The sequence below is a fragment of the Vibrio sp. JCM 18905 genome (assembly GCF_055393305.1).
On the sequence record NZ_AP043879.1, the window covers coordinates 937,328 to 959,716 of the forward strand.

The 22,389-nt window shown below is 45.1% G+C and carries 20 protein-coding genes; 15 read left to right on the forward strand and 5 right to left on the reverse strand.

The genetic code is table 11. The features are described from left to right. Positions 1–225: 225 nt before the first annotated feature. From tig to ACZ5ZC_RS12630, 7 genes are all read left to right on the forward strand, one after another. Positions 226–1,533 (forward strand): trigger factor, encoded by a 1,308-nt coding sequence (gene tig, locus ACZ5ZC_RS12600; protein WP_005390526.1) that lies wholly within the window; start codon positions 226–228, stop codon positions 1,531–1,533. Positions 1,534–1,638: 105 nt separating this feature from the next. Next, positions 1,639–2,265, forward strand: coding sequence for an ATP-dependent Clp endopeptidase proteolytic subunit ClpP (gene clpP / locus ACZ5ZC_RS12605; RefSeq protein WP_005382347.1), 627 nt, complete (start codon positions 1,639–1,641; stop codon positions 2,263–2,265). Between the two features lie 70 nt (positions 2,266–2,335). Beyond that, positions 2,336–3,616: an ATP-dependent protease ATP-binding subunit ClpX gene (gene clpX, locus ACZ5ZC_RS12610; RefSeq protein ID WP_005390528.1), complete on the forward strand. Its 1,281-nt coding sequence runs from the start codon at positions 2,336–2,338 to the stop codon at positions 3,614–3,616. A gap of 129 nt (positions 3,617–3,745) precedes the next feature. Next, a complete protein-coding gene (gene lon / locus ACZ5ZC_RS12615) occupies positions 3,746–6,097 on the forward strand; it encodes an endopeptidase La (protein WP_005390529.1) in 2,352 nt (783 codons plus the stop codon). 191 nt (positions 6,098–6,288) lie between these two features. Then, a complete protein-coding gene (locus ACZ5ZC_RS12620; protein WP_005382341.1) occupies positions 6,289–6,561 on the forward strand; it encodes an HU family DNA-binding protein in 273 nt (90 codons plus the stop codon). 201 nt (positions 6,562–6,762) lie between these two features. Beyond that, positions 6,763–8,622: a peptidylprolyl isomerase gene (gene ppiD, locus ACZ5ZC_RS12625; protein ID WP_005390530.1), complete on the forward strand. Its 1,860-nt coding sequence runs from the start codon at positions 6,763–6,765 to the stop codon at positions 8,620–8,622. A gap of 255 nt (positions 8,623–8,877) precedes the next feature. Next, a complete protein-coding gene (locus tag ACZ5ZC_RS12630; protein WP_054867875.1) occupies positions 8,878–9,162 on the forward strand; it encodes a ComEA family DNA-binding protein in 285 nt (94 codons plus the stop codon). Positions 9,163–9,260: 98 nt separating this feature from the next. Here the strand turns inward: ACZ5ZC_RS12630 and rrtA are convergent, their stop codons facing one another. Beyond that, positions 9,261–9,812, reverse strand: coding sequence for a rhombosortase (gene rrtA, locus ACZ5ZC_RS12635; RefSeq protein WP_005390532.1), 552 nt, complete (start codon positions 9,810–9,812; stop codon positions 9,261–9,263). 3 nt (positions 9,813–9,815) lie between these two features. Here rrtA and ACZ5ZC_RS12640 point away from each other — a divergent pair, with 3 nt between their 5' ends. Then, complete coding sequence (locus tag ACZ5ZC_RS12640; protein ID WP_047009479.1) at positions 9,816–10,430, forward strand: tRNA-uridine aminocarboxypropyltransferase; 615 nt, start codon at positions 9,816–9,818, stop codon at positions 10,428–10,430. A gap of 6 nt (positions 10,431–10,436) precedes the next feature. On the opposite strand, the gene ACZ5ZC_RS12645 is transcribed toward ACZ5ZC_RS12640, so the two are convergent. The 3 genes from ACZ5ZC_RS12645 to ACZ5ZC_RS12655 all read right to left on the reverse strand — a co-directional run bounded on the left by ACZ5ZC_RS12645 (position 10,437) and on the right by ACZ5ZC_RS12655 (position 13,665). Next, a complete protein-coding gene (locus tag ACZ5ZC_RS12645) occupies positions 10,437–11,759 on the reverse strand; it encodes an anti-phage deoxyguanosine triphosphatase (protein ID WP_005390538.1) in 1,323 nt (440 codons plus the stop codon). Positions 11,760–11,774: 15 nt separating this feature from the next. Then, the gene (yfbR, locus tag ACZ5ZC_RS12650; RefSeq protein ID WP_031780152.1) at positions 11,775–12,359 is read right to left on the reverse strand and encodes a 5'-deoxynucleotidase; all 585 of its coding nucleotides are present in this window, start codon (positions 12,357–12,359) and stop codon (positions 11,775–11,777) included. 91 nt (positions 12,360–12,450) lie between these two features. Beyond that, the gene (locus ACZ5ZC_RS12655; protein ID WP_005390543.1) at positions 12,451–13,665 is read right to left on the reverse strand and encodes a pyridoxal phosphate-dependent aminotransferase; all 1,215 of its coding nucleotides are present in this window, start codon (positions 13,663–13,665) and stop codon (positions 12,451–12,453) included. 217 nt (positions 13,666–13,882) lie between these two features. Here ACZ5ZC_RS12655 and ACZ5ZC_RS12660 point away from each other — a divergent pair, with 217 nt between their 5' ends. From ACZ5ZC_RS12660 to ACZ5ZC_RS12690, 7 genes are all read left to right on the forward strand, one after another. Next, positions 13,883–15,190, forward strand: a complete 1,308-nt coding sequence (locus ACZ5ZC_RS12660; RefSeq protein ID WP_464931956.1) for an isochorismate synthase — start codon at positions 13,883–13,885, stop codon at positions 15,188–15,190. Beyond that, positions 15,187–16,905, forward strand: a complete 1,719-nt coding sequence (gene menD, locus ACZ5ZC_RS12665) for a 2-succinyl-5-enolpyruvyl-6-hydroxy-3-cyclohexene-1-carboxylic-acid synthase (RefSeq protein WP_464931957.1) — start codon at positions 15,187–15,189, stop codon at positions 16,903–16,905. The genes ACZ5ZC_RS12660 and menD overlap by 4 nt, the downstream gene beginning before the upstream one ends. After that, on the forward strand, positions 16,892–17,719 hold the full coding sequence (gene menH / locus ACZ5ZC_RS12670) for a 2-succinyl-6-hydroxy-2,4-cyclohexadiene-1-carboxylate synthase (protein WP_464931958.1): 828 nt from the start codon (positions 16,892–16,894) through the stop codon (positions 17,717–17,719). The genes menD and menH overlap by 14 nt, the downstream gene beginning before the upstream one ends. Then, entirely contained in the window at positions 17,712–18,578 is an 867-nt protein-coding gene (gene menB, locus ACZ5ZC_RS12675) for a 1,4-dihydroxy-2-naphthoyl-CoA synthase (protein WP_005390550.1), read from the forward strand. The genes menH and menB overlap by 8 nt, the downstream gene beginning before the upstream one ends. Positions 18,579–18,704: 126 nt before the next feature. Next, positions 18,705–19,694 (forward strand): o-succinylbenzoate synthase, encoded by a 990-nt coding sequence (gene menC, locus ACZ5ZC_RS12680; protein WP_048626162.1) that lies wholly within the window; start codon positions 18,705–18,707, stop codon positions 19,692–19,694. Further along, a complete protein-coding gene (gene menE, locus ACZ5ZC_RS12685; RefSeq protein ID WP_258620857.1) occupies positions 19,679–21,106 on the forward strand; it encodes an o-succinylbenzoate--CoA ligase in 1,428 nt (475 codons plus the stop codon). Before menC ends, menE begins: the two co-directional genes overlap by 16 nt. A gap of 100 nt (positions 21,107–21,206) precedes the next feature. Then, positions 21,207–21,395: a hypothetical protein gene (locus ACZ5ZC_RS12690; protein WP_005390556.1), complete on the forward strand. Its 189-nt coding sequence runs from the start codon at positions 21,207–21,209 to the stop codon at positions 21,393–21,395. Here the strand turns inward: ACZ5ZC_RS12690 and ACZ5ZC_RS12695 are convergent. Next, entirely contained in the window at positions 21,385–22,320 is a 936-nt protein-coding gene (locus ACZ5ZC_RS12695; RefSeq protein WP_258627714.1) for a YeiH family protein, read from the reverse strand. The genes ACZ5ZC_RS12690 and ACZ5ZC_RS12695 overlap by 11 nt on opposite strands. Positions 22,321–22,389: the final 69 nt, after the last annotated feature.

The window sequence follows — 22,389 nt, forward strand, 5'->3', positions numbered from 1 at the left end:
GATCGCTAGAATGTCGCGTCTAAAAATTCTGTCCTGAGGCTAATAGGAGATACCTTTGGTAATTTTATCGAAGATATCACTGATTAGTCCGGTACTGACAAACAGTATCGATACTCGATTTAAATTAGGTGTTCGGACAGAACACTACACAAGGATGAAGCGTAAGCTCCGCTGAGTTTCGCTCATACGCTCGGAAAACCGAGCCACTTTAGAGGTTTATATATAATGCAAGTTACTGTTGAAACGCTAGAGGGCCTAGAGCGCCGTCTAAACATTACTGTTCCAGCTGCAAACATCGAAGACGCTGTAACAGCTGAACTACGCAACATCGCTAAAAACCGTCGTTTCGATGGTTTCCGTAAGGGTAAAGTGCCTCTAAAAATGGTTGCTAAGATGTACGGCAAAGCAGTACGTCAAGACGTTCTTGGTGAAGTTATGCAACGCCACTTCATCGAAGCTATCGTTAAAGAGAAAATCAACCCAGCTGGCGCTCCAACTTTCGCTCCTGTAGAAAACAAAGAAGGTTCAGACCTAGTTTTCACTGCAACTTTTGAAGTTTACCCAGAAGTTGAGCTTAAAGGTCTAGAAAACATCACTGTTGAAAAACCGCTAACTGAAGTTAAAGACGCAGACGTAGAAGAGATGATCGATACTCTACGTAAGCAACAAGCAACTTGGGTTGAAGTTGAAGAAGCAGCAGAAGATGGCAAACGCGTAAGCATTGACTTCGTTGGCTCTATCGACGGTGAAGAATTCGAAGGCGGTAAAGCTGAGAACTTCCCACTAGAAATGGGCGCTGGTCGCATGATTCCTGGTTTCGAAGACGGTATCGCAGGTAAAACTGCAGGTATGGAATTCGACATCGACGTGACTTTCCCAGAAGATTACCACGCTGAAAACCTAAAAGGTAAAGCAGCTAAGTTCGCAATCAAAGTGAACAAAGTTGAAGCTCGTGAACTACCAGAACTAAACGACGAGTTCGTTGCTAAGTTCGGTGTTGTTGAAGGCGGTGTTGAAGCACTTAAAGCTGAAGTTCGTAAAAACATGGAACGCGAGCTTAAGCAAGCTGTTAAGAACCGCATCAAAGAGCAAGCGATTGACGGTCTAGTTGAGCAAAACGACATCAACGTACCATCAGCGCTTATCGAGCAAGAAATCCAAGTTCTACGTCAACAAGCTGCACAACGCTTCGGTGGTAACCCAGAAGCTGCTGCTCAGCTTCCACGTGAGCTGTTCGAAGAGCAAGCTAAACGTCGCGTAGTAGTTGGTCTTCTACTAGGTGAAGTAATCAAGTCTGAAGAGCTAAAAGCGGACGACGAGAAAGTTAAAGCTCTAATTGAAGAAATGGCTACTGCATACGAAGATCCATCAGAAGTTATTGCTTACTACGAGCAAAACGAAGAAATGATGAACAACATGCGCAATGTAGCTCTAGAAGAGCAAGCAATCGACGCGATCATCGCTAAAGCACAGGTTTCTGAGAAAGAAGTAGGCTTCAACGAGCTACTTAACCAACAACAACCTGCTGCTTAATAAGCAATATCTTGCGTAGAAGGTTGACTTAACGTTAACTATTCTGCTAACAATGGTCCGTATGATAGTCATCATCCGGGCCATTTATTTTAGGGACATAAGAATATGAGCTACCAAGAAAAAAATGCAATGTCGCCAATTATGGACGCGCTAGTACCAATGGTGGTTGAACAAACTTCCCGCGGCGAACGCTCTTACGACATCTACTCACGTCTGCTGAAAGAGCGCGTGATTTTTTTAACGGGTCAAGTGGAAGACCACATGGCAAACCTTGTCGTGGCTCAGCTACTTTTCCTAGAATCTGAAAATCCAGATAAAGATATTTTCCTATACATCAACTCGCCAGGTGGCAGCGTAACAGCTGGTATGTCTATCTACGATACCATGCAGTTTATTAAGCCAAATGTCAGCACTGTATGTATGGGTCAAGCATGTTCAATGGGTGCCTTCCTGCTTGCGGGTGGTGCGCCAGGTAAGCGTTACGTACTGCCTAACTCTCGTGTAATGATCCACCAACCATTGGGTGGTTTCCAGGGTCAAGCTTCTGATATCCAAATCCATGCTCAGGAAATTCTGACCATTAAGCAGAAGCTAAACAAGTTGTTAGCAGAACATACTGGCCAACCTCTTGAAGTCATTGAGCGCGATACTGATCGTGATAACTTCATGTCATCAGAGCAGGCTGTGGAATACGGTATCGTGGATGCAGTGTTAAGCCACCGCGGCGAGTAATTAGCCAGCGCATTTTGGCAAAAATTGATATACACTCATTCATGAAGAGTAAAGGCTAAGAGGTTAGCGAATGACAGATAAAAGCAAAGAAAGTGGCAGCGGTAAATTGCTGTACTGTTCTTTCTGCGGCAAAAGTCAGCACGAAGTTCGCAAGCTAATCGCAGGTCCGTCAGTGTACATTTGCGACGAGTGTGTCGACTTATGTAACGATATTATTCGCGAAGAAATCAAGGATGTTCTCCCTAAGAAAGAATCTGAAGCGTTACCAACGCCAAAACAGATCCGTGAACACCTTGATGACTATGTGATCGGGCAAGATTACGCGAAAAAAGTGCTCGCAGTTGCGGTATATAACCACTACAAGCGTTTACGCAATGGTGATACAACGAGTGAAGGTGTGGAGCTTGGTAAAAGTAACATCCTTCTAATTGGCCCAACAGGTAGCGGTAAAACACTACTTGCTGAGACATTAGCTCGATTCTTGGATGTGCCATTTACAATGGCAGACGCAACCACACTAACCGAGGCTGGTTATGTGGGTGAAGACGTTGAAAACATCATCCAAAAGCTTCTGCAAAAATGTGATTACGATGTAGCTAAAGCTGAACGCGGCATCGTCTACATTGATGAAATTGATAAAATTTCACGCAAAGCTGAAAACCCATCTATTACGCGTGACGTATCTGGTGAAGGTGTTCAGCAGGCGCTACTAAAACTTATCGAAGGTACGGTTGCATCGGTTCCACCTCAAGGTGGTCGTAAGCACCCTCAGCAAGAATTCCTGCAAGTGGACACGTCGAAGATCCTGTTCATCTGTGGTGGTGCATTTGCTGGCCTAGATAAGGTGATTGAGCAGCGTGTTGCAACAGGTACAGGTATTGGCTTCGGTGCGGAAGTTCGTTCTAAAAACGAATCGAAGACCGTGGGTGAGCTATTTACTCAGGTTGAGCCTGAGGATCTAGTGAAGTACGGACTCATTCCAGAATTCATTGGTCGTCTTCCTGTGACAACAACACTGACTGAGCTTGATGAAGAAGCGTTGATTCAGATCCTATGTGAACCGAAGAACGCATTAACCAAGCAATACGCAGCATTGTTTGAGCTTGAAAACGCTGAACTTGAGTTCCGAGAAGATGCGCTGCGCGCTATCGCTAAGAAAGCAATGGAGCGTAAAACAGGTGCTCGTGGTTTACGCTCGATCCTTGAAGGCGTATTACTGGAAACCATGTACGAACTGCCATCTGCGACAGACGTAAGTAAGGTCGTGATTGATGAGTCCGTCATTAATGGTGAGTCAGAGCCATTGCTTATTTATAGCAACTCAGACAATCAGGCCGCTGGAGCAGAATAAATTCAGCCGTAATGAAAAAGGAGGTAAGTAATTACCTCCTTTTTTTATTTCTCTTATTGAATCCAAACAATTAGCCCCCATATAAATCGATAAGTAATACGTAAACGTGAAAGCGGAAGAGAGAATTATATGAACTTGGAACGTTCCGAGCGTATCGAGATCCCGGTACTACCTCTACGTGACGTAGTGGTCTACCCGCACATGGTTATTCCATTGTTTGTTGGTCGTGAGAAATCGATTAGCTGTTTAGAAACGGCGATGGAAACCAACAAACAAGTTCTTCTTGTGGCACAAAAGCAAGCTGATACTGACGAGCCTACGGTTGACGACCTATTTGAAGTAGGTACGGTAGCCACCATTCTCCAGCTACTGAAGCTTCCGGATGGCACAGTAAAAGTACTGGTTGAAGGCCAGCAACGTGCGAAAATCAATCACTTTAAAGAGAGTGATTTCTTCCTAGCGGAAGCGGAATTTGTGGTTACGCCAGAATTGGATGAGCGTGAGCAAGAAGTGATTGTTCGCAGTGCGATTAATCAGTTTGAAGGCTTCATTAAGCTAAACAAGAAGATTCCACCAGAAGTTCTAACCTCACTCAACGGTATCGACGAAGCGGCTCGCTTAGCGGATACTATTGCAGCTCATATGCCGTTGAAGCTGGTGGATAAGCAGCAAGTACTTGAAATAGTTGATGTCACTGAGCGTCTGGAATTCCTAATGGGCCAGATGGAATCAGAGATCGATTTGCTGCAAGTTGAAAAACGCATTCGTGGTCGCGTTAAAAAGCAAATGGAAAAATCTCAGCGTGAGTACTATCTGAATGAGCAAATGAAAGCGATTCAGAAAGAACTTGGTGAGATGGAAGACGCACCAGACGAGTTTGAAACGCTGCAGAAGAAGATTGACGAATCAAAAATGCCTCAAGAGGCACGTGAAAAGACTGAGCAAGAGCTTCAAAAGCTTAAGATGATGTCTCCGATGTCTGCCGAAGCAACAGTGGTTCGTAGCTACATCGATTGGATGGTCAGCGTGCCTTGGGCTAAACGCTCAAAAGTTAAGAAAAATTTAGCGAAAGCAGAAGAGATTCTTAATGAAGACCACTACGGTCTAGAGCGCGTAAAAGAGCGTATTCTTGAATACTTGGCGGTTCAAAACCGAATCAATAAGTTAAAAGGTCCAATCCTTTGTCTTGTTGGTCCTCCAGGTGTGGGTAAAACGTCTCTTGGTCGTTCAATTGCTTCTGCTACAGGTCGTAAGTACGTTCGTATGGCGCTGGGTGGTGTACGTGATGAAGCAGAAATCCGCGGTCACCGTCGTACTTACATTGGCTCATTGCCAGGTAAATTAATCCAGAAGATGTCGAAAGTTGGCGTGAAGAACCCATTGTTCTTATTGGACGAAATCGACAAAATGTCTTCAGATATGCGCGGCGATCCGGCATCAGCGCTACTAGAAGTACTTGATCCTGAACAGAATAACTCGTTCAACGATCACTACTTAGAAGTGGATTACGACCTTTCTGACGTTATGTTTGTTGCAACGTCGAACTCGATGAACATTCCAGGTCCATTGTTAGACCGTATGGAAGTTATTCGTTTATCTGGTTACACCGAAGACGAGAAGCTGAACATTGCAAAACGTCACCTTGTTGATAAGCAAGTGAAGCGCAATGGTCTAAAACCGGATGAGATCATCATTGAAGACTCTGCGATTATTGGCATCATCCGTTATTACACTCGTGAAGCGGGTGTCCGTAACTTAGAACGTGAGATCTCTAAGATCTGCCGTAAAGCCGTGAAGAACATCCTGCTGGATAAAGACATCAAGTCAGTCACGGTAACGATGGACAACCTAAAAGAGTACTTGGGTGTTCAACGTTTCGATTACGGTAAAGCGGATGAAAGTAACCGAATTGGTCAAGTGACAGGTCTAGCTTGGACAGAAGTGGGGGGTGATCTGCTAACGATTGAAACTCAATCCATGCCAGGTAAAGGTAAGCTGACGCAAACGGGCTCTCTTGGTGACGTGATGCAAGAGTCTATCCAAGCCGCAATGACAGTAGTTCGCTCTCGTGCAGAAAAACTGGGTATCAATACTGACTTCTACGAGAAGAAAGATATTCACGTGCACGTACCGGAAGGCGCGACGCCAAAAGATGGCCCAAGTGCGGGTACTGCAATGTGTACTGCTTTGGTTTCAGCTCTGACAGGTAACCCTGTGAAAGCAGAGGTAGCGATGACGGGTGAAATCACACTGCGTGGTGAAGTCCTACCTATCGGTGGCCTAAAAGAAAAGTTACTTGCGGCACACCGTGGCGGCATTAAGACTGTGCTAATTCCAAAAGACAACGAGCGTGATTTGGAAGAGATTCCTGATAATGTTATCGCTGATCTGGAAGTCATCCCTGTACAGTGGATTGATGAAGTACTGAAAGTCGCACTAGAGCGAGACCCGACGGGCGTTGAGTTTGAGTCTCAAAAATAGTGATGTGCAGCAAAAATAAGTAAAAGTTTACGCTGATAAGTCTAAAAAGGCTTGTCAGCGTTTTTTTTGGGCGCTAAGTTAGTTTCGATAGCTGCCAGCCCTTGACGAATAAGGGATGGAGCATATTTTCTTAACAATGGAACGAAAGTCATCACAAAAATAATCACAGATGACACAAAGGGGAAATTACAGTGAATAAAACTCAGTTAGTAGAACAAATCGCAGAAAATGCAGACATTTCTAAAGCGTCAGCGGGTCGTGCTCTAGATGCATTCATCGAAGCAGTAAGCGGTACTCTTCAGTCTGGTGATCAAGTTGCTCTAGTTGGCTTTGGTACATTTAGCGTTCGTACTCGTGCTGCACGTACTGGTCGTAACCCAAAAACTGGTGAAGAAATCCAAATCGCAGAAGCAAAAGTACCAGCTTTTAAAGCTGGTAAAGCACTGAAAGACGCTTGTAACTAATCACAGCGTTAATTCTGTAACCGGCCATTTGCTTAACTTTTGCTCAAACAATAAGTTTCGAACAAAAATTTACAAACTTCGAGCCGAACTTTCTTAAATTATGCGCATCATACTGATGCGCATTTCTTTTTCTGATATTATTGCGCCATTATTTCTATTAGATAGAAGCAGTAGGCTTCAATTGTGGAGAGCAGTTAAATTATGATGGATCGACTACGCGAAGGCGTGAATAGCATCGCGGTCAAAATTATCCTTGGGCTTATCATCCTGTCTTTCGTATTTGCAGGTGTGGGTAGCTACATCGTTAGTGGTAACAACAACTCTGCAGCGAAAGTCGGTAACACTGAGATTCCTCGTGGTGAGTTCGAGATGGCATACCAAAATGAGCGTAACCGTATGCAAGCTCAGTTGGGTGACTACTTCTCTCAAATGCTGGCTGACCCTGCATATGTTGAATCTTTCCGCAAATCCGTTTTAGATCGAATGATCAATGACGTGTTGCTTGACCAACAAGCAGAAGCTTTAGGTCTGCGAATCAGCGACACCCAAGTTCGCAGCATGATTCTAGACATGCCTCAATTCCAATCTAATGGTCAGTTCGATCAAGAGATCTATCAAGCTTCTCTGCGTCGTGCAGGCTTTTCGCCAGACTCTTTTGCTGAGTACATGCGTCGTGAATTGGTTCGTGAACAACTGCTGAATGCACTACAAAACAGTGAATTTATTCTGCCAGGTGAAGTACAGGCAGAAGGTAAGCTGTTTACTCAAACTCGTGATATTCGCACGATTAAAATCGACTTAGCAGAGTTTGCGAAAAACATTGAATTGACTGACGAAGAAATTCAACAGTACTACAAAGCAAACCCTGACAACTTTACTCGCCCAGAGCAGGTTAAAGTCGCTTATATCGAACTGTCTGCTGAAGCGCTAAAGGAGCAAGTTAATGTTTCTGATGCCGAGGTGAAAAAGTACTACGATGAGCACTTAAACAAATACTCTTCAGAAGAGCAGCGTCGTGTCGCTCATATTCTTGTAGAAGGGGACGATGAAGCAAAAGCGCAGGCTATCTTAGATGAGCTAAATGCGGGAGCAGATTTTGCGACGCTTGCTCAAGAGAAATCTGACGATTTTGGCAGTGCTGAAAACGGCGGTGATTTAGGTTGGATTGAGCGTGATGTGATGGACCCTGCTTTTGAAGAAGCGGCATTCGCGTTGAAGAATCCAGGCGATACGTCGGGTCTAGTAAAGTCGGACTTTGGTTACCATATTATCAAGCTTGAAGAGCTAAAAGACTCTGTGGCGAAGCCATTTGAAGAAGTTGCCGCTGAAATCAAACAAGAAATGGTTGACCAACAAGCAGTTGATCAATTCTACGAGCTACAAAGCGAGCTTGAGCGCGTAGCGTTTGAATACCCAGACTCATTGTATGACGCTTCTCAAGCGGTTAACCAAGAAGTGAAGACAACGGACTTTATTTCTCAAGTTGACGCACCTGAAGTGCTTCGTAACCCTGCGGTAATGCAAGCTATCCTTAGCCCAGAAGTAAAAGAAGATGGCTTAAACTCTGAAGCTATCGAAGTTGCACCTGAACATATTATTGTTGTTCGTGTTGAAGACGCACGTGATGAGACGGTTCTTCCACTAGAAGAAGTGAAAGATCAGGTTATTGCAGAGCTATCTCGTGTTAAGGGTGAGCAAGATGCGATGGAACTTGGTACACAGGTTGTTGCTGCATTGAAAGAAGGTAAGACAGATGTGCTTACTGAAAACAACCTTGCATTTGGTGAACAAGAGACAGTAGATCGCCGTTCTCCGTTGGCAACAACGGTATTCGCGATGGCAAAACCAGTCGATGGTAAGCCAGTATATGGTCAGTCTAAAGATCTTGAAGGTAACATTGTTATCATCGAGCTTGATGCTGTAAATGCTGAGCTAGATAGTGAGTTAGAAGAGCAAGTTGCGATGCAAATGCAGCGAGCATCTTCTCAGCAAGACCTATCATCTGTGCTAGCTGTACTGCGCGCAAACACTGACATTGAGTACTTTATTGTGAGCAACTAAGCACAATTAGTGTAATTTGCATGTTAACTAAAACGGACCGCATAAGCGGTCCGTTTTATTTTTGTCTTTATTAACTTCAATCATCAATAAGCATTACTTAAATTAGTGCGCGTTTAAGTGATACCAGTCATTGCGAATATCGGGTCATCTAAGTTTGTTAAATGCATAATCACGTTGCTTTTCACTACGAACTTGGTAGTTACTTGCTCCCGATGACTGGTTTTAGCCTACTATTTTGGAGATTGTATGTTCAATATGAAATGGATTTTGACATTGTGCTTATTTGTTTTTGCACCTTTTAGCATGGCTGCGGATTCAGCCACTGGCAAATATGAAGGAATTGAAATTACCGTAAATATCAACACTGCCTCTGCTGAAGAAATAGCGACCATGTTGAAAGGTATAGGTGAGAAGAAAGCGCAGAGTATCGTGGACTACCGCGAGGAGCATGGCCCTTTTAAAACAGCAGCAGATTTGAAGAGCGTAAAAGGCATTGGTGAAGCGACAGTTAAGAAAAACGAAGACCGCATTTTACTGTAGCTTGATGTATTTCAGATATTGAGTCTGAATTCAGAACAATATCTGTTTCCCTATTACTGCTTTCCCGAACCAACCCCTCTTTCGTGGTTCGGGATTTTTTAACCGAATAAACGACGGCGAAAGCCTTTTTCCATTAGAGCCATTGTTAACCCACCGAGTGCGCCAAATAAATGAGCATCAATAGCAACGTTTGCGCCGATAAGCGCAGCAGTGCTGCTTGATGGACCATAGATCTGCTCCCATGCTACTTTGGCAATAAGCCCGCCGACCAACAACAAGCTGCTTCTTCTGCTTTCAAAGACTTCTCTGAGTGCCCAGAATCCAAACAGTCCGTGTAGTACGCCAGATAATCCCACGTACACTGACATGTTGGTAAACAAATTCATTGCGCCAACAAATGCACACAAGAGTGAGAAAACGATAAGGAAGTTGCGAGTGCTTGGACGAAAAATAAAAGTAATGATCCACAATCCTGCCAGGTTCATCCCTAAGTGCGCAAAGTTGGTATGTGTGAGATTTCCTGTTACGATTCGCCACCATTCGCCATGGCGTATATTGTAGCTGTGCCACTCGGTTAGGCTTGCCATTGGTTCGAATTGAAGTATCAAACAGATCACGCTGATAATACTCAGCAAGGTATAAAGGTTCACTCTATGTCTCGTTATTGTTCTCGTTGTGGAAAGTCGCAAAAAGCGTGTATTTGCCAATGGATTGTACCGTTGGCAAGCGAGGTAGAACTTATCATTCTTCAGCACACGAGTGAAGAACATCGTCCGCTTGGTACGGCACGGATTCTCAATTTGAGTTTAGATAACTGTATTTGTCTGATAGGAGAGGACTTTTCTGGTGATGATGTCTTAAATCACTTGTTGGCGGATGAATCATATCAACATTTTGTTCTTTACCCATCGGAGCAGTCACGATGCATCTCTGAAATCAATCAAGTGAGCCGTAGTGTATCTAAGAAAATACGTTTGGTTTTGCTCGATGGAACGTGGAAAAAAGCGTACAAAATGTGGCAGCTTTCTAGCAATTTACATCCACTCCCAACCGTGCAATTACCGAAGCAATTGCAAGGGCATTACACCATTCGTAAGGCGCCCTCTGAGAATAGCTTATCGACAGTCGAGGCAGGTTATCATTCGCTTCGTTTGCTTGAACCCGAGAGAGACTTTACACCGCTTATGCATGCCTTTGAAAAGATGATCGAATTCCAAATCGCCCAGATGCCGCCGGGCGTATTTGAAAAGAATTACTTGAAAGGTTGAGTGTTACTAAAGAACGATGGAAGAGAATAGCTGACGGTGCAGCTTTTGCGCGTGACCATCGGTCATAGCAGAAATGTAATCGGCGATGACCCTCATCTTATTGCTCTCGCTTTTCGCTTGGCACCACAGTTCTTTTGTATGAACAGGCAGCAAGCGCTCTGGGTCCGCTGTTAACGCTTCAAAAATGTCCATAATAATTTGCTGACCTTTATATTCAACGATCTGGACCTGCGGGACTTGGATAACAAAAGTACTGACAAAGTGTTTGAGTACGTCAAGTGCTCGTGCCATTTGTGGCTCTAAACACGCATTCCAAGACAGTAATGGATTATTGAAAGGCTCATCCACCGCCTTAATTGAAATGCTGGTCAGCAGGGCGTTAACCATACCACCGATGGCATCTTTCCGCTCATGATGCTTACCACTAAATAGCATCTGTCCGATGGAATCGATATGTGCTTCAAACCACGGGTCGCCACAGTCCGCTAATTGACTTGCTGCGCCTTCTTGCCATTGCTGACGTGTCACCATACCAAGCACGATTGCATCTTCTAAATCATGAACGCCGTAGGCGATATCGTCCGCTAGCTCCATGATTGAGCAATCGAGTGATTTAAAGCGCGTTTTACTGTGCTCAAACTCCGATTCTGGTTTTGAGCGCATTAGGCTAAGCAATGCCTTGTCGTTGTCAGAAAGCGGTGCAATTACCCAATCAAATAAGTCTTTATCACAATCATAAATGCCCTTAGCTGGGCTCCAATCTTTGGCTTTTAGTTTACGTTGATGCTCAGCTGGTTGAGGCAACTTGACGGAGCGTGTTTGACTAATAAGGGCAGGGTACTTAATCAAACCAAGCAGTGTGCGGCGTGATAAATTCATTCCGAAATGCTCGGTATAAGGCTCTAACTTAGTGACGATACGAAAGGTTTGGGCGTTCCCCTCGAAGCCGCCATGTTCGCGCATTACGTAGTTTAGAGCGACTTCTCCCCCATGACCGTATGGAGGATGCCCGATGTCGTGCGCCAAACATAATGAATCAATTAAGCTGTCTGATGGTAATAGATCACGGAACTCTGGTTGTTTTTTCTTTAACTGGGCGACGATACCGGTCCCGAGTTGCGACGCTTCTAAGGAGTGTGTTAACCGGCTGCGGTGAAAGTCTTCCAAGCTATTGCCGTGTACTTGGGTTTTTGCTTGTAAGCGTCGAAATGCAGCCGAGTGAAGAATGCGCGCTCGGTCTCGTTGGTACGGGCTCCGATGGTCGTCACGACGTATTTTATGCTCATCATCATGGCGCTCTTGCCATTGCGGGTGTAATTCAAACGACACGATTATCTCCGTAAGCTAACTGATTTCATCTAACGATAATTCGAAACTTGGGGCAAAGGTATTGAGGAAGTAATCCATTTCAGGCGTTCTACGTTCTTGCAAAGTGATGTCTAAGCGTTTTTTTGCCAGAGCGAACTCATGATTGCCTGCGCTTAGTTCTTCGAGACATTTTAAATAGGCACAGATGGAGTCGGCTTGCTTGACGATTTTTGCGTCCTCTTCGTGTGCAGAATGAGAAAGAAGGTAGGGGGCAAATTCATCTTGGAACTCTTCCGGTAACATTGAGAGTAATTTTTGTTCCGCTGCTGATTCTATCTTCTTATATTCTTTGGCAATTTCAGGGTTGTAATACTTCACTGGGGTTGGAAGGTCACCCGTTAATACTTCGCTAGAGTCATGGTACATGGCAAGAATCGCGATGCGTTCTGGATTGAGGTTGCCGCCGAACTTTTTGTTTTTAATTAGGGCAAGGGCATGAGCGACAAAAGCAACTTGTAAGCTATGCTCTGAAACGTTTTCTGGTGAGACGGACCGCATTAAAGGCCAGCGTTGGATCAGCTTCATTCGAGCCAGGTGGGCGAAAAAATGGCTTTCTTTCATGGCTTTCTCCGTTTCTGGTGTAAAAAAAGGAACTCACTAGGAGTTCCTCTAAGCATATGAGAGATCAGCACTAATTACTACCAGTGATTCATTACTGGCTGTAGGTTGATAGGAATCGCTCAAAACGTCCAATGGCGATTTCTAGATCTTCAACGTGCGGTAGTGTCACGATGCGGAAATGGTCTGGTTTTGGCCAGTTGAAACCGGAACCTTGCACCAGTAAGACCTTCTCTTGTTTTAAGAAATCTAAAACCATCTGCTGATCGTTCTTGATGTTGTACATTTTTGTGTCGATTTTCGGGAAGAGGTACATAGCACCCTTAGGTTTGACACAAGAAACACCAGGAATCTGATTGATCAGTTCATACGCTCTATTGCGCTGCTCTAATAAGCGTCCGCCAGGTAAAATCAGTTCATTGATACTCTGGTATCCACCTAGCGCAGTTTGAATCGCATGTTGCATTGGTACGTTTGCACATAAACGCATCGATGAAAGCAACTCCAAGCCATTCACGTACCCTTGAGCTAGATGTTTAGGCCCCGTTAGGAACATCCAGCCACCACGGAAACCGCAAACACGGTAGGCTTTTGAAAGGCCATTGAATGTCATGACGAGCACGTCTTCAGTGAGTGTTGCGACTGAGGTATGTGTTGCACCGTCGTACAACACTTTGTCGTAGATCTCATCTGCGAAAATGATCAGTTTGTGCTGGCGCGCGATTTCAATCACTTCAAGTAGGAAATCACGGCTATATACCGCACCTGTCGGATTGTTCGGGTTGATCAGAACAATGCCACGTGTCTTTGGTGTGATTTTCTTTTTGATGTCTTCAAGATCTGGGTACCAGTCTGCACCTTCATCACATAGGTAATGAACCGGCTTACCGCCTGATAGTGCAACTGAAGCTGTCCACAACGGATAATCAGGTGCTGGGATCAGCATTTCGTCGCCATTATTTAACAGCGCTTGCATGGCCATCACGATCAGCTCAGACACGCCGTTACCCACATACACATCTTCGACATCTAGCGAGCGGATACCTTTACGTTGATAGTGTTGGACCACGGCTTTACGAGCAGAGTAAATGCCTTTGGAATCACAATAGCCTTGAGAAGTCGGCAGATTACGAATCACGTCGACTAAAATCTCATCAGGGGCGTCAAAACCAAATGGGGCAGGGTTACCAATGTTTAGCTTTAGGATTTTATGCCCTTCTTCCTCCATGCGCTTAGCATGTTTGAGTACAGGACCCCTAATGTCGTAGCAGACATTATCGAGTTTTGACGACATCCCGATATTTTGCATTGTATAATTCCTAAAAATTCGTTAATTTCTTTATTAAAATACAATAATTTGTTTTTTATTAGAATATATATCTGTAAATTATCTGTTTGCTGGTTAAGTTTTGCTCGTTTGCTATCACAGGATTTTGCAAAAGATCGCATACGACCTTGATTTGCTTTGGGTCTAAACTTAGAGTAGCCGTCAGTTACCATTTATCCTCACATACTACGAGGTTGATTTGTCACAGTTCCATCAAGCCGTAAAGAGAATTATCGAGCGAGTTCAGCAAGCGGAAGGCAATCAAACACGTCTGGTCGAGCCCCTGAGCGAGAAACCTAATTTCTCATTTATTGATTGGCTTGATGCACAACCACTTTTCCCTAAATTCTACTGGCAGTCCCGCGATACTCGTGAAGAGGTCGTTGCACTAGGGCAATTACACGCTTTTGTTGAGCCAGGCCCTGCTTATACCATTCTAGGTGAAGGGCAACGAGTCTGGGGCGGACGCTCTTTTGACGGCCAGCATGAGAAGAATCGTCGCTGTATGCCTTCTTTCTTCTTTTTGCCTCAAATTGAGTTAATTCGTTTTGATCAACAATGGTCTCTCGCAGTTAATATTTCAGAAGACAAAGCGCGAACCCTAGCAGGACTGCATAAACTGGTTTGTGAGGTCGCGACCTTAGCTCCGATTTCTTCTCACATCCGCTCTATTGTTCATACGCCAAGTCAGCCTCAATGGAATGAGTTAGTTCATAAAGTTCTGACTGGTATAAAGAATGATGATTTTAAGAAAGTGGTATTGGCGCGTCGCTCTACCGTGCAGCTTGATAACACATTAAGTGCTGCACAATTGCTGAAAGCGAGTTACTTAAATAACCATCATAGTTTCCATTTCATGCTGAGCTTAGACAGCAAACACAGCTTTATGGGTTCTACGCCAGAACGTTTGTATTCTCGCGTAGGGCACGAACTTCATACCGAAGCGTTAGCAGGCACGATTGGTCGAGGGGACAACGCCACTCACGATATGGAGTTGGCGAATTGGTTATCCCAAGATGAAAAGAACCTCAATGAAAACCAATATGTAGTTGATGACATTATTGATCGCCTATCACCGCATTCCGAAGCGGTTGAAGTGGAGGCCGAGGCTAGTTTGGTTAGGCTACGAAAAGTGCAACACCTCAAGCGAAATATTCACGCGAGCCTAAAGATGGGCATAAACGGTGTTCAGTTGTTATCGGCGCTTCAGCCAACGGCGGCGGTTGCTGGCTTACCTCGACAAGAATCCATGCAGTTTATTCTTGATAATGAGCCCTTTGCACGCGGCTGGTACGCGGGGTCAATGGGGTACATAAGCCATGAACGAGCAGAGTTTTGTGTCGCGATCAGAAGTGCGCTTGTGCTCAGTGACCAAGTACAACTGTTTGCGGGCGCAGGTATTGTGCCAGGTTCTGTGGCAGAGCATGAGTGGGCGGAACTTGATAAGAAAATGTCGACGTTACTTACGCTGATTTCTGATCACCCTCCGTTGGGAGTCGCATCATGAATCATGACCAAGCGGTGCTCAATCGAATTTGGTCAGAAACCATATTGATTGAGCTTCAGCGATTTGGCGTTAAGCATGTTTGTATCGCTCCTGGCTCTCGTTCTACTCCTTTAACTTTAGAGGCGGCAGAACAGTCCAATTTTTCTATTCATACTCACTTTGATGAGCGTGGTCTCGGCTTTATGGCTCTTGGCTTAGCGAAAGCTACTCAAGAGCCAGTGGCAATCATCGTTACCTCTGGTACGGCAGTGGCGAACTTATTACCAGCCGTTGCGGAGGCTAGGCTTACTGGTGAAAAGCTGGTGCTGCTCACTGCGGATCGTCCGATGGAGCTCGTTGGCTGTGGCGCAAACCAAGCGATTAACCAGTTGGGTATTTTTTCACATCATGTCTCGGCCAGCTTGAATTTACCAAGCCCAACTTTAACAACATTGCTTAATTGGTTGCTGACCTCTGTTGACGAAGTGATGTTTACTCAGCAGCTGCAAGGCAGTGCTGTTCATATTAACTGTGCATTTCCAGAACCTTTGTATTCCAACGGTGCAAAAGCGGATTATCAAACCTACTTAGACTCGGTAGCCGGATGGCGAAAAGGAAGTGGTAGTTATACCCAGCGTTTTAGCCACTTGTCACAGGCGAAAATCCCGTCTTGTGCGGATAAAAAAGGCTTGGTTGTGATTGGCAGCTTACCGCTTGAACAAGCGAAGTCGGCGCAGGCATTTGCACAAAAGATGGGATGGCCGGTACTTGCAGACCCGCAAAGTGGTCTCAGTTCGGATTGGGCGCATTACGATGTATGGCTTCAACTTCCCGAGCTCGCAAACGAGCTTGAATCTTGTGAACTTATTATCCAATTTGGTAGCCGAATCATCTCCAAACGTTTGAACCAGTGGATTGATAAACAAGTTTCGCAAAATCAACAAAGTAAAGACGTTCAATACTGGTATATCTCGCCGCGTATGGACCGTAATAACCAAAATCATCTGGCGCAAATGCACTGGGTTGAGCTTCCTCAAACTTGGGTTTCTCGCATTAGCTTTGAGAAGCCAATATTTGCTGGGTGGGCTGATAGGTTAGCGAATGGAGTTAAGCGAGTTCATCAACGTATCGAAGAAGCTTTCCTATCTGATTCAGCGTCTGCCATTGACGAAATTGCGTTGGCAGCAGACATCAACGAGCGCACTAAAAACGCTGATGTCTTTTGGGGTAACAGTTTGTTTGTTCGACTTGTCGATATGTACGGCAAACTTGATGATGTAGAAGTGTTCACTAACCGAGGCGCGTCAGGAATTGACGGTTTGTTTGCTACCGCATCAGGTGTGCAGCGAGCAAGAGGTAATCCGTTACTGATGTATATTGGTGACACATCAGCACTGTATGATCTCAATTCACTAGCGCTGTTTTCTCACAATAAACTGCCGACGGTACTTGTGGTCACAAACAATGATGGTGGCGCAATTTTCGATATGTTACCGGTGCCTCAGGAGCATCGCACTGCGTACTACCAAATGCCCCACGGTTATCAGTTTGAACATGCAGCCAAACAGTTTGGTTTAAAGTATGAGAAGCCAACTACGTTAGAAATGTATCAAGCAATGGTTGCCGAGCACCTGTCGAGCGGCCAAGGCACACTGCTGGTGGAAGTTCAAACCCCACCAAGCCAAGCCGCAGAGTTGATAAAGGCATTTAATAAGAGCCTGCATGCTTCACTCTGAGCGTCTCTCTTCAACTGAAAAACACCAAAGTGGCGACCTTCCCACTCTGGTGTTTTTGCATGGCTTTTTAGGAAATGGTGCTGATTGGCAAGCTTGTTTGGATGAACTGACTCAGTTTGAACGAATTGTTATAGACCTTCCTGGTCATGGTCGTAGCCAGTTTACAAAGTGCAACGATCTCGATGATTGCTGCAAACTTCTTAATTCCACACTATCTTTATTATTTCCTCCGCAACAACCACTTATTTTGATTGGTTACTCGATGGGCGGCCGTATTGCGATGCATGGTATTGCCAATCAATGCTTCTCAGATCTCAATATTGTGGGCGCAATTGTTGAAGGGGGAAACTTCGGGCTTCAAACTGAGTCAGAGAAACAGGTGAGATTGGAGAATGATGCTCGCTGGGCAAAGCGTTTCAAAACAGAACCACTTGAACGTGTTTTGAACGATTGGTATCAGCAAGCGGTGTTTTCTTCACTAAACCATGAGCAAAGACAAACATTAATTGCGAAGCGAAGTGATAATCTTGGCTCGGCGGTCGCGAGCATGCTGATGGCAACATCGTTAGCCAAGCAGGCGTATTTGTTGCCCACACTGAAAAAGCAGAATATACCGATGTATTACTTGTGTGGCGCGAAAGACCAAAAATTTAGCCAACTGGCACAACGTAGCGGGTTGGCGTATCGACAAGTTGAAGGCGCAGGACATAACGTTCATCAAGAGCAGCCCCAACAATTTGCGATGCATATTAAGCAAATAATTCAATCTCACTTTGGTGAGAGTAACGAGAACAATGGGAATCACCATGGCTAAAACAGTAGGCATTTCTGAAGAAGAACTTTACGCTCCGGTTCAATGGAAAGATTGCAGCGAGAAATACGAGGATATTCACTACCATAAATCTGAAGATGGTATCGCGAAAATTACCATTGCACGCCCACAAGTGCGTAATGCATTCCGCCCTCAAACAGTAAAAGAGATGATTGATGCGTTGGCAGATGCGCGTTATGACTCTGGTGTTGGCGTGATCATTCTGACAGGTCTAGGTGAAGACGCATTCTGTTCTGGCGGCGACCAGAAGATCCGTGGCGACTACGGGGGCTATAAAGATGAGCAAGGTACACACCACCTAAACGTATTGGACTTCCAACGCGATATTCGAACTTGTCCAAAACCTGTGATCGCATCAGTTGCCGGCTGGGCTGTTGGCGGCGGTCATGTACTGCACATGATGTGTGACCTAACAATTGCAGCGGACAACGCACAGTTTGGTCAAACGGGCCCTAAAGTGGGTTCATTTGATGGTGGTTGGGGCGCGTCTTACATGGCTCGTATCGTAGGCCAGAAGAAAGCTCGCGAAATCTGGTTCCTATGTCGTTTCTATAACGCGCAAGAAGCGTTAGACATGGGCTTGGTCAACACGGTTGTGCCGCTAGAAGAGCTAGAGAAAGAAACTGTTCGTTGGTGTCGTGAAGTTCTTCAGCATAGTCCAATGGCGCTACGCTGCCTGAAAGCTGCATTGAATGCGGACTGTGATGGTCAAGCAGGTCTTCAAGAGCTTGCGGGTAACGCAACGATGATGTTCTACATGACCGATGAAGGCCAAGAAGGTCGTAACGCATTCAACGAGAAACGTCGCCCAGACTTCGACAAATTCCCTCGTAACCCATAATCCGTATAAAAAGAGGAGTGTTTCAGCTCCTCTGTTCCATTTTTCCTGAGCGCCTCGCCCTCTGGGAGGCTGGTGGGATTGCTCGCCAGAACGCTCAAATATACGGCATTACATAGGACTCGAATTATGCGTGAAGCGAAAATTTATCGTTATATCTTGCCCATGGATAGTGGTGTCATCCTGCGAGACAATAAGCTAACTGAACGTGTTGGTTATGTTGTTGCGCTTTCTGAAGGTGACCAAATAGGGCTTGGAGAAGTCGCTCCTCTTCCTGGTTTTAGTTTAGAGAGCACTGAAGATGCTGGTATTCAGCTACAGGAACAAGCGGAGCGTTGGGTTGCTGGATTGGATGTGGATTACGCCAACATGTATCCATCGGTCGCGTTTGGTTTATCGATGGCACAGTTAGAGTTAGCTGGTGGCTTACCCCAACAAGGTAAGTATCAAACAGCGCCGCTGTGTACTGGTGACCCAGACGAGCTCATTCCAAAGCTGAACGAAATGGAAGGCGAGAAAGTCGCGAAAGTAAAAGTCGGGCTTTATGAGCCAATTCGCGATGGCATGCTTGTGAACCTTTTTCTTGAATCTATCCCTCAATTAACGCTTCGACTTGATGCAAACCGCGCTTGGACACCAGAAAAAGCGCAGCAGTTTGCTAAATACATTACTCCGTCTCTGCGTCAGCGCATTACCTTTTTGGAAGAGCCGTGCCGCTCTCCTGGCGATAGTCTCTCTTTTGCTATCAATACTGGTATTGCGATTGCTTGGGATGAAACGTTGCAAGATGCGGTTCGTCGAGAGGATTTCCGTCTTGAAGATCTAACTGGTGTGAAAACGATCATCATCAAACCCACACTCATTGGTTCGGTGGATTTTTGTATTACACTGATAGAGAAGGCGAAGTCACTGGGGATGAAAGCGGTTATTAGCTCGAGCATTGAATCCAGTCTCGGTTTAACGCAATTAGCGCGCTTTGCCCAATGGCAGCTGCCTGATGAAGTTCCAGGTTTGGATACGATTGGCCTATTCAAAGCTCAGTTAGAGCAAGGCTGGCCTAAGTGTGAACTTCCCGTTCTTCCTCTGAAAGATCAGGAGATTGTGTGGCATTCTGCATAGATAATGTTGCGAAGGCACCGTGGAAATATTGGGCTCAAACGAGCCCTTTTTCTATTGCACTCAAGACACCAACAGAAACATTAAACTGGCAACAACTCTCAGTACGTATTGACCAATACGCTCACTATTTGAATGACTTGGGCGTAACGCGGGGAGATGTGCTGACTTTGGTAGGTAAAAACCAAGTCGAAACTCTGCTGTTTTATCTTGCTTCCAAGCAGTTAGGCGCACTTGCCGCGCTGACCATGGTACAACCACTCGATACGCTACAGAGTAAACTTGCGACCCTTTATAAACCTGAACAAACTCGGTTTATCTGGTTTGCTCAGGAGTGCGCTTCGACCTTTTCTGAACATGATATACAAAAACTCAAGGCAACATTGCTTTCACCGCCCTTAGTTTCACAACAAGAGCGTGATGCGGTGATTGAAGATGCCTATCACCATGACAGGCTCGCTTCAGTGGTATTTACCTCTGGCTCGACAGGGGAGCCTAAAGCTGTGGTTCATACACATCGACAACACCTTGCTTCAGCAGAAGGCTTGTTGCAAGAGTTCATTTTCACTCAGCAAGATTCTTGGCTATTGTCGCTTCCGCTTTATCACGTCTCTGGATTGGCGATTGTATATCGTTGGCTATATGTCGGAGCGACATTGAAAATCGGTACAGGAAAACTTATCAAAGATATTCAGGGCGTGTCACACGCATCTTTGGTTGCAACGCAGCTCAAACGGCTATTGGATGATGATGCTCACTTGTCATTGACGCATGTGCTATTGGGCGGCAGCCACGTTGCTCACGAGTTGGCGTTGCGAGCAACAGGACGAGGGATTGAGGCGTGGTTAGGTTATGGGATGACGGAAGCAGCCTCTACCGTTACCGCAAAGAGAATTGACAGTACCAGTAATGCTGGACACGTATTGAATCACCGTAAGATAAAGTTGGTTGACCAACGCATTTTTGTCGGTGGTAAAACATTAGCGGCAGGGTATTTTCATCAAGGTCATGTTACTCCGTTTCTGGATGAGAAAGGCTGGTTTGACAGCAAGGATCTTGGTGAGTGGCAAGGTGACGAGTTAAAGATCATCGGCCGTGCCGACAATCAATTTATCTCTGGTGGTGAGAACATTCATTGTGAAGAGATTGAGGCAGCATTGAACCAAATTGATGGCGTGGTGCAGAGCATAGTGGTTCCAGTCGAAGATGCGGAATTTGGTCATCGCCCTGTTGCTGTGATTCAGACCAATGATTTGCGCAGCAAAGCGGAATATGACCTGCATTTGCAACCCAGATTAGAGAAGTTTAAATGGCCAGTGGAATACCATCTAATGCCACAAGTGCTACTAGAAAGTGGGATCAAAGTTTCTCGGAAGGCAGTGAAGGAGTGGCTATTGCCATCAATTCAGCATTAGTCAATTTTGCTATGTATTAGTCAGAAAGGGAATTTCGTATCCTTATAACTCTGAATCATAATTATGCTTCTTCGAAGAGAGAAAAGGCATAAGGTTCAGGATGGTAAAGCTAGTATTAATTGCGGCGGTAGCACTACAAATTGGTATTGCAATAAGCAGTGAAGGGCTCGCCCGTTCTCTTGCAGAGCTGACGGCCTTTTTGATCGCTATCGCATTGGTTGTTACATACAAAAACAGCAAACTTGAGCCGTCGTCATCTCAACACGATGAGAAGACCACTAATATCTAAACAATAACCAACTTAGAGAAGTGGTTGAAATTAACACCCACAGAGTTATACCAAATAACAGTGGCTTAGCTCCAGCAGACCTCAGCTTCGAAATTGAAATGCTGCAACCAATCAGGAACAGGCACACCACCAAAGCTTGTTTCGCTCCAACGAAAATACCGTGATAGACCATTTCAAATTGAGGGAAGAAGTCGCTAAACGCGATGGCTGCGCAGTACCAAAAAATGAAATAAGGAATAACTAACTTTTTCGTTCCATTCTCTTTCTGGTCTCTCGAAAAGATCACGGCACTGATCAGTGCAACAGGGATGATCCACAAAGCTCGTGCGAGTTTTAACGTTGTTGCTGTAGTTAGTGCTTCTTCACCGTACGCTGAGGCTGCCCCAACAACAGAAGAAGTGTCATGAATAGCAATCGCGGCCCATGTACCAAATGTGTGTTGATCTAGCCCTAAAGCATGCCCAACCACAGGAAACACGAATAGTGCGATGGAGTTTAGGACAAATACCGTTGCCAGTGCTAATCCAATCTGTTCGTCTTTTGCTTTAATCGCTGGTGCCACCGCGGCAATTGCACTACCACCACAAATTGCTGTACCTGACGAGATTAAGTATGCGGTTACTCGCTCCAACTTAATTATTCTGGCAATGATAGTGCCTATGATCAGTGTGCCCGTAATCGTGGCGATAATCAGACCGATACCATCCGATGTAACAGAGAGTGCTTGCTCAAAGTTGATGCCAAAGCCTAAACCAATAATCGAGTAGGACAACAGCTTTTTAGTAAAAGAAGCAATGGGCAGTTCTGAAGGCACAAAACCAAAACTTGCGAGTAGAAAACCAATAACTAGGGCAATAGGAGAGGAGACAAAAGGGGTTAAGCAAAAGAGTAACGCCAATCCAAACAAGAGGTAGTTTCTATTCAAGGTTTTTATTCGCTGTTGTGAATGAAAGCGCGAGTATATCGCACTGAGTGTGGTCAGTTTGTCTTAATG

What these genes read in the sequence shown, in the direction of transcription:
- tig (WP_005390526.1), top strand. Translation starts at nt 226, where the DNA reads ATGCAAGTTACTGTTGAAACGCTAGAGGGCCTAGAGCGCCGTCTAAAC.
- clpP (WP_005382347.1), top strand. Translation starts at nt 1,639, where the DNA reads ATGAGCTACCAAGAAAAAAATGCAATGTCGCCAATTATGGACGCGCTA.
- clpX (WP_005390528.1), top strand. Translation starts at nt 2,336, where the DNA reads ATGACAGATAAAAGCAAAGAAAGTGGCAGCGGTAAATTGCTGTACTGT.
- lon (WP_005390529.1), top strand. Translation starts at nt 3,746, where the DNA reads ATGAACTTGGAACGTTCCGAGCGTATCGAGATCCCGGTACTACCTCTA.
- ppiD (WP_005390530.1), top strand. Translation starts at nt 6,763, where the DNA reads ATGATGGATCGACTACGCGAAGGCGTGAATAGCATCGCGGTCAAAATT.
- ACZ5ZC_RS12630 (WP_054867875.1), top strand. Translation starts at nt 8,878, where the DNA reads ATGAAATGGATTTTGACATTGTGCTTATTTGTTTTTGCACCTTTTAGC.
- ACZ5ZC_RS12640 (WP_047009479.1), top strand. Translation starts at nt 9,816, where the DNA reads ATGTCTCGTTATTGTTCTCGTTGTGGAAAGTCGCAAAAAGCGTGTATT.
- yfbR (WP_031780152.1), bottom strand. Translation starts at nt 12,359, where the DNA reads ATGAAAGAAAGCCATTTTTTCGCCCACCTGGCTCGAATGAAGCTGATC.
- ACZ5ZC_RS12655 (WP_005390543.1), bottom strand. Translation starts at nt 13,665, where the DNA reads ATGCAAAATATCGGGATGTCGTCAAAACTCGATAATGTCTGCTACGAC.
- menD (WP_464931957.1), top strand. Translation starts at nt 15,187, where the DNA reads ATGAATCATGACCAAGCGGTGCTCAATCGAATTTGGTCAGAAACCATA.
- menH (WP_464931958.1), top strand. Translation starts at nt 16,892, where the DNA reads ATGCTTCACTCTGAGCGTCTCTCTTCAACTGAAAAACACCAAAGTGGC.
- menB (WP_005390550.1), top strand. Translation starts at nt 17,712, where the DNA reads ATGGCTAAAACAGTAGGCATTTCTGAAGAAGAACTTTACGCTCCGGTT.
- menC (WP_048626162.1), top strand. Translation starts at nt 18,705, where the DNA reads ATGCGTGAAGCGAAAATTTATCGTTATATCTTGCCCATGGATAGTGGT.
- ACZ5ZC_RS12690 (WP_005390556.1), top strand. Translation starts at nt 21,207, where the DNA reads ATGGTAAAGCTAGTATTAATTGCGGCGGTAGCACTACAAATTGGTATT.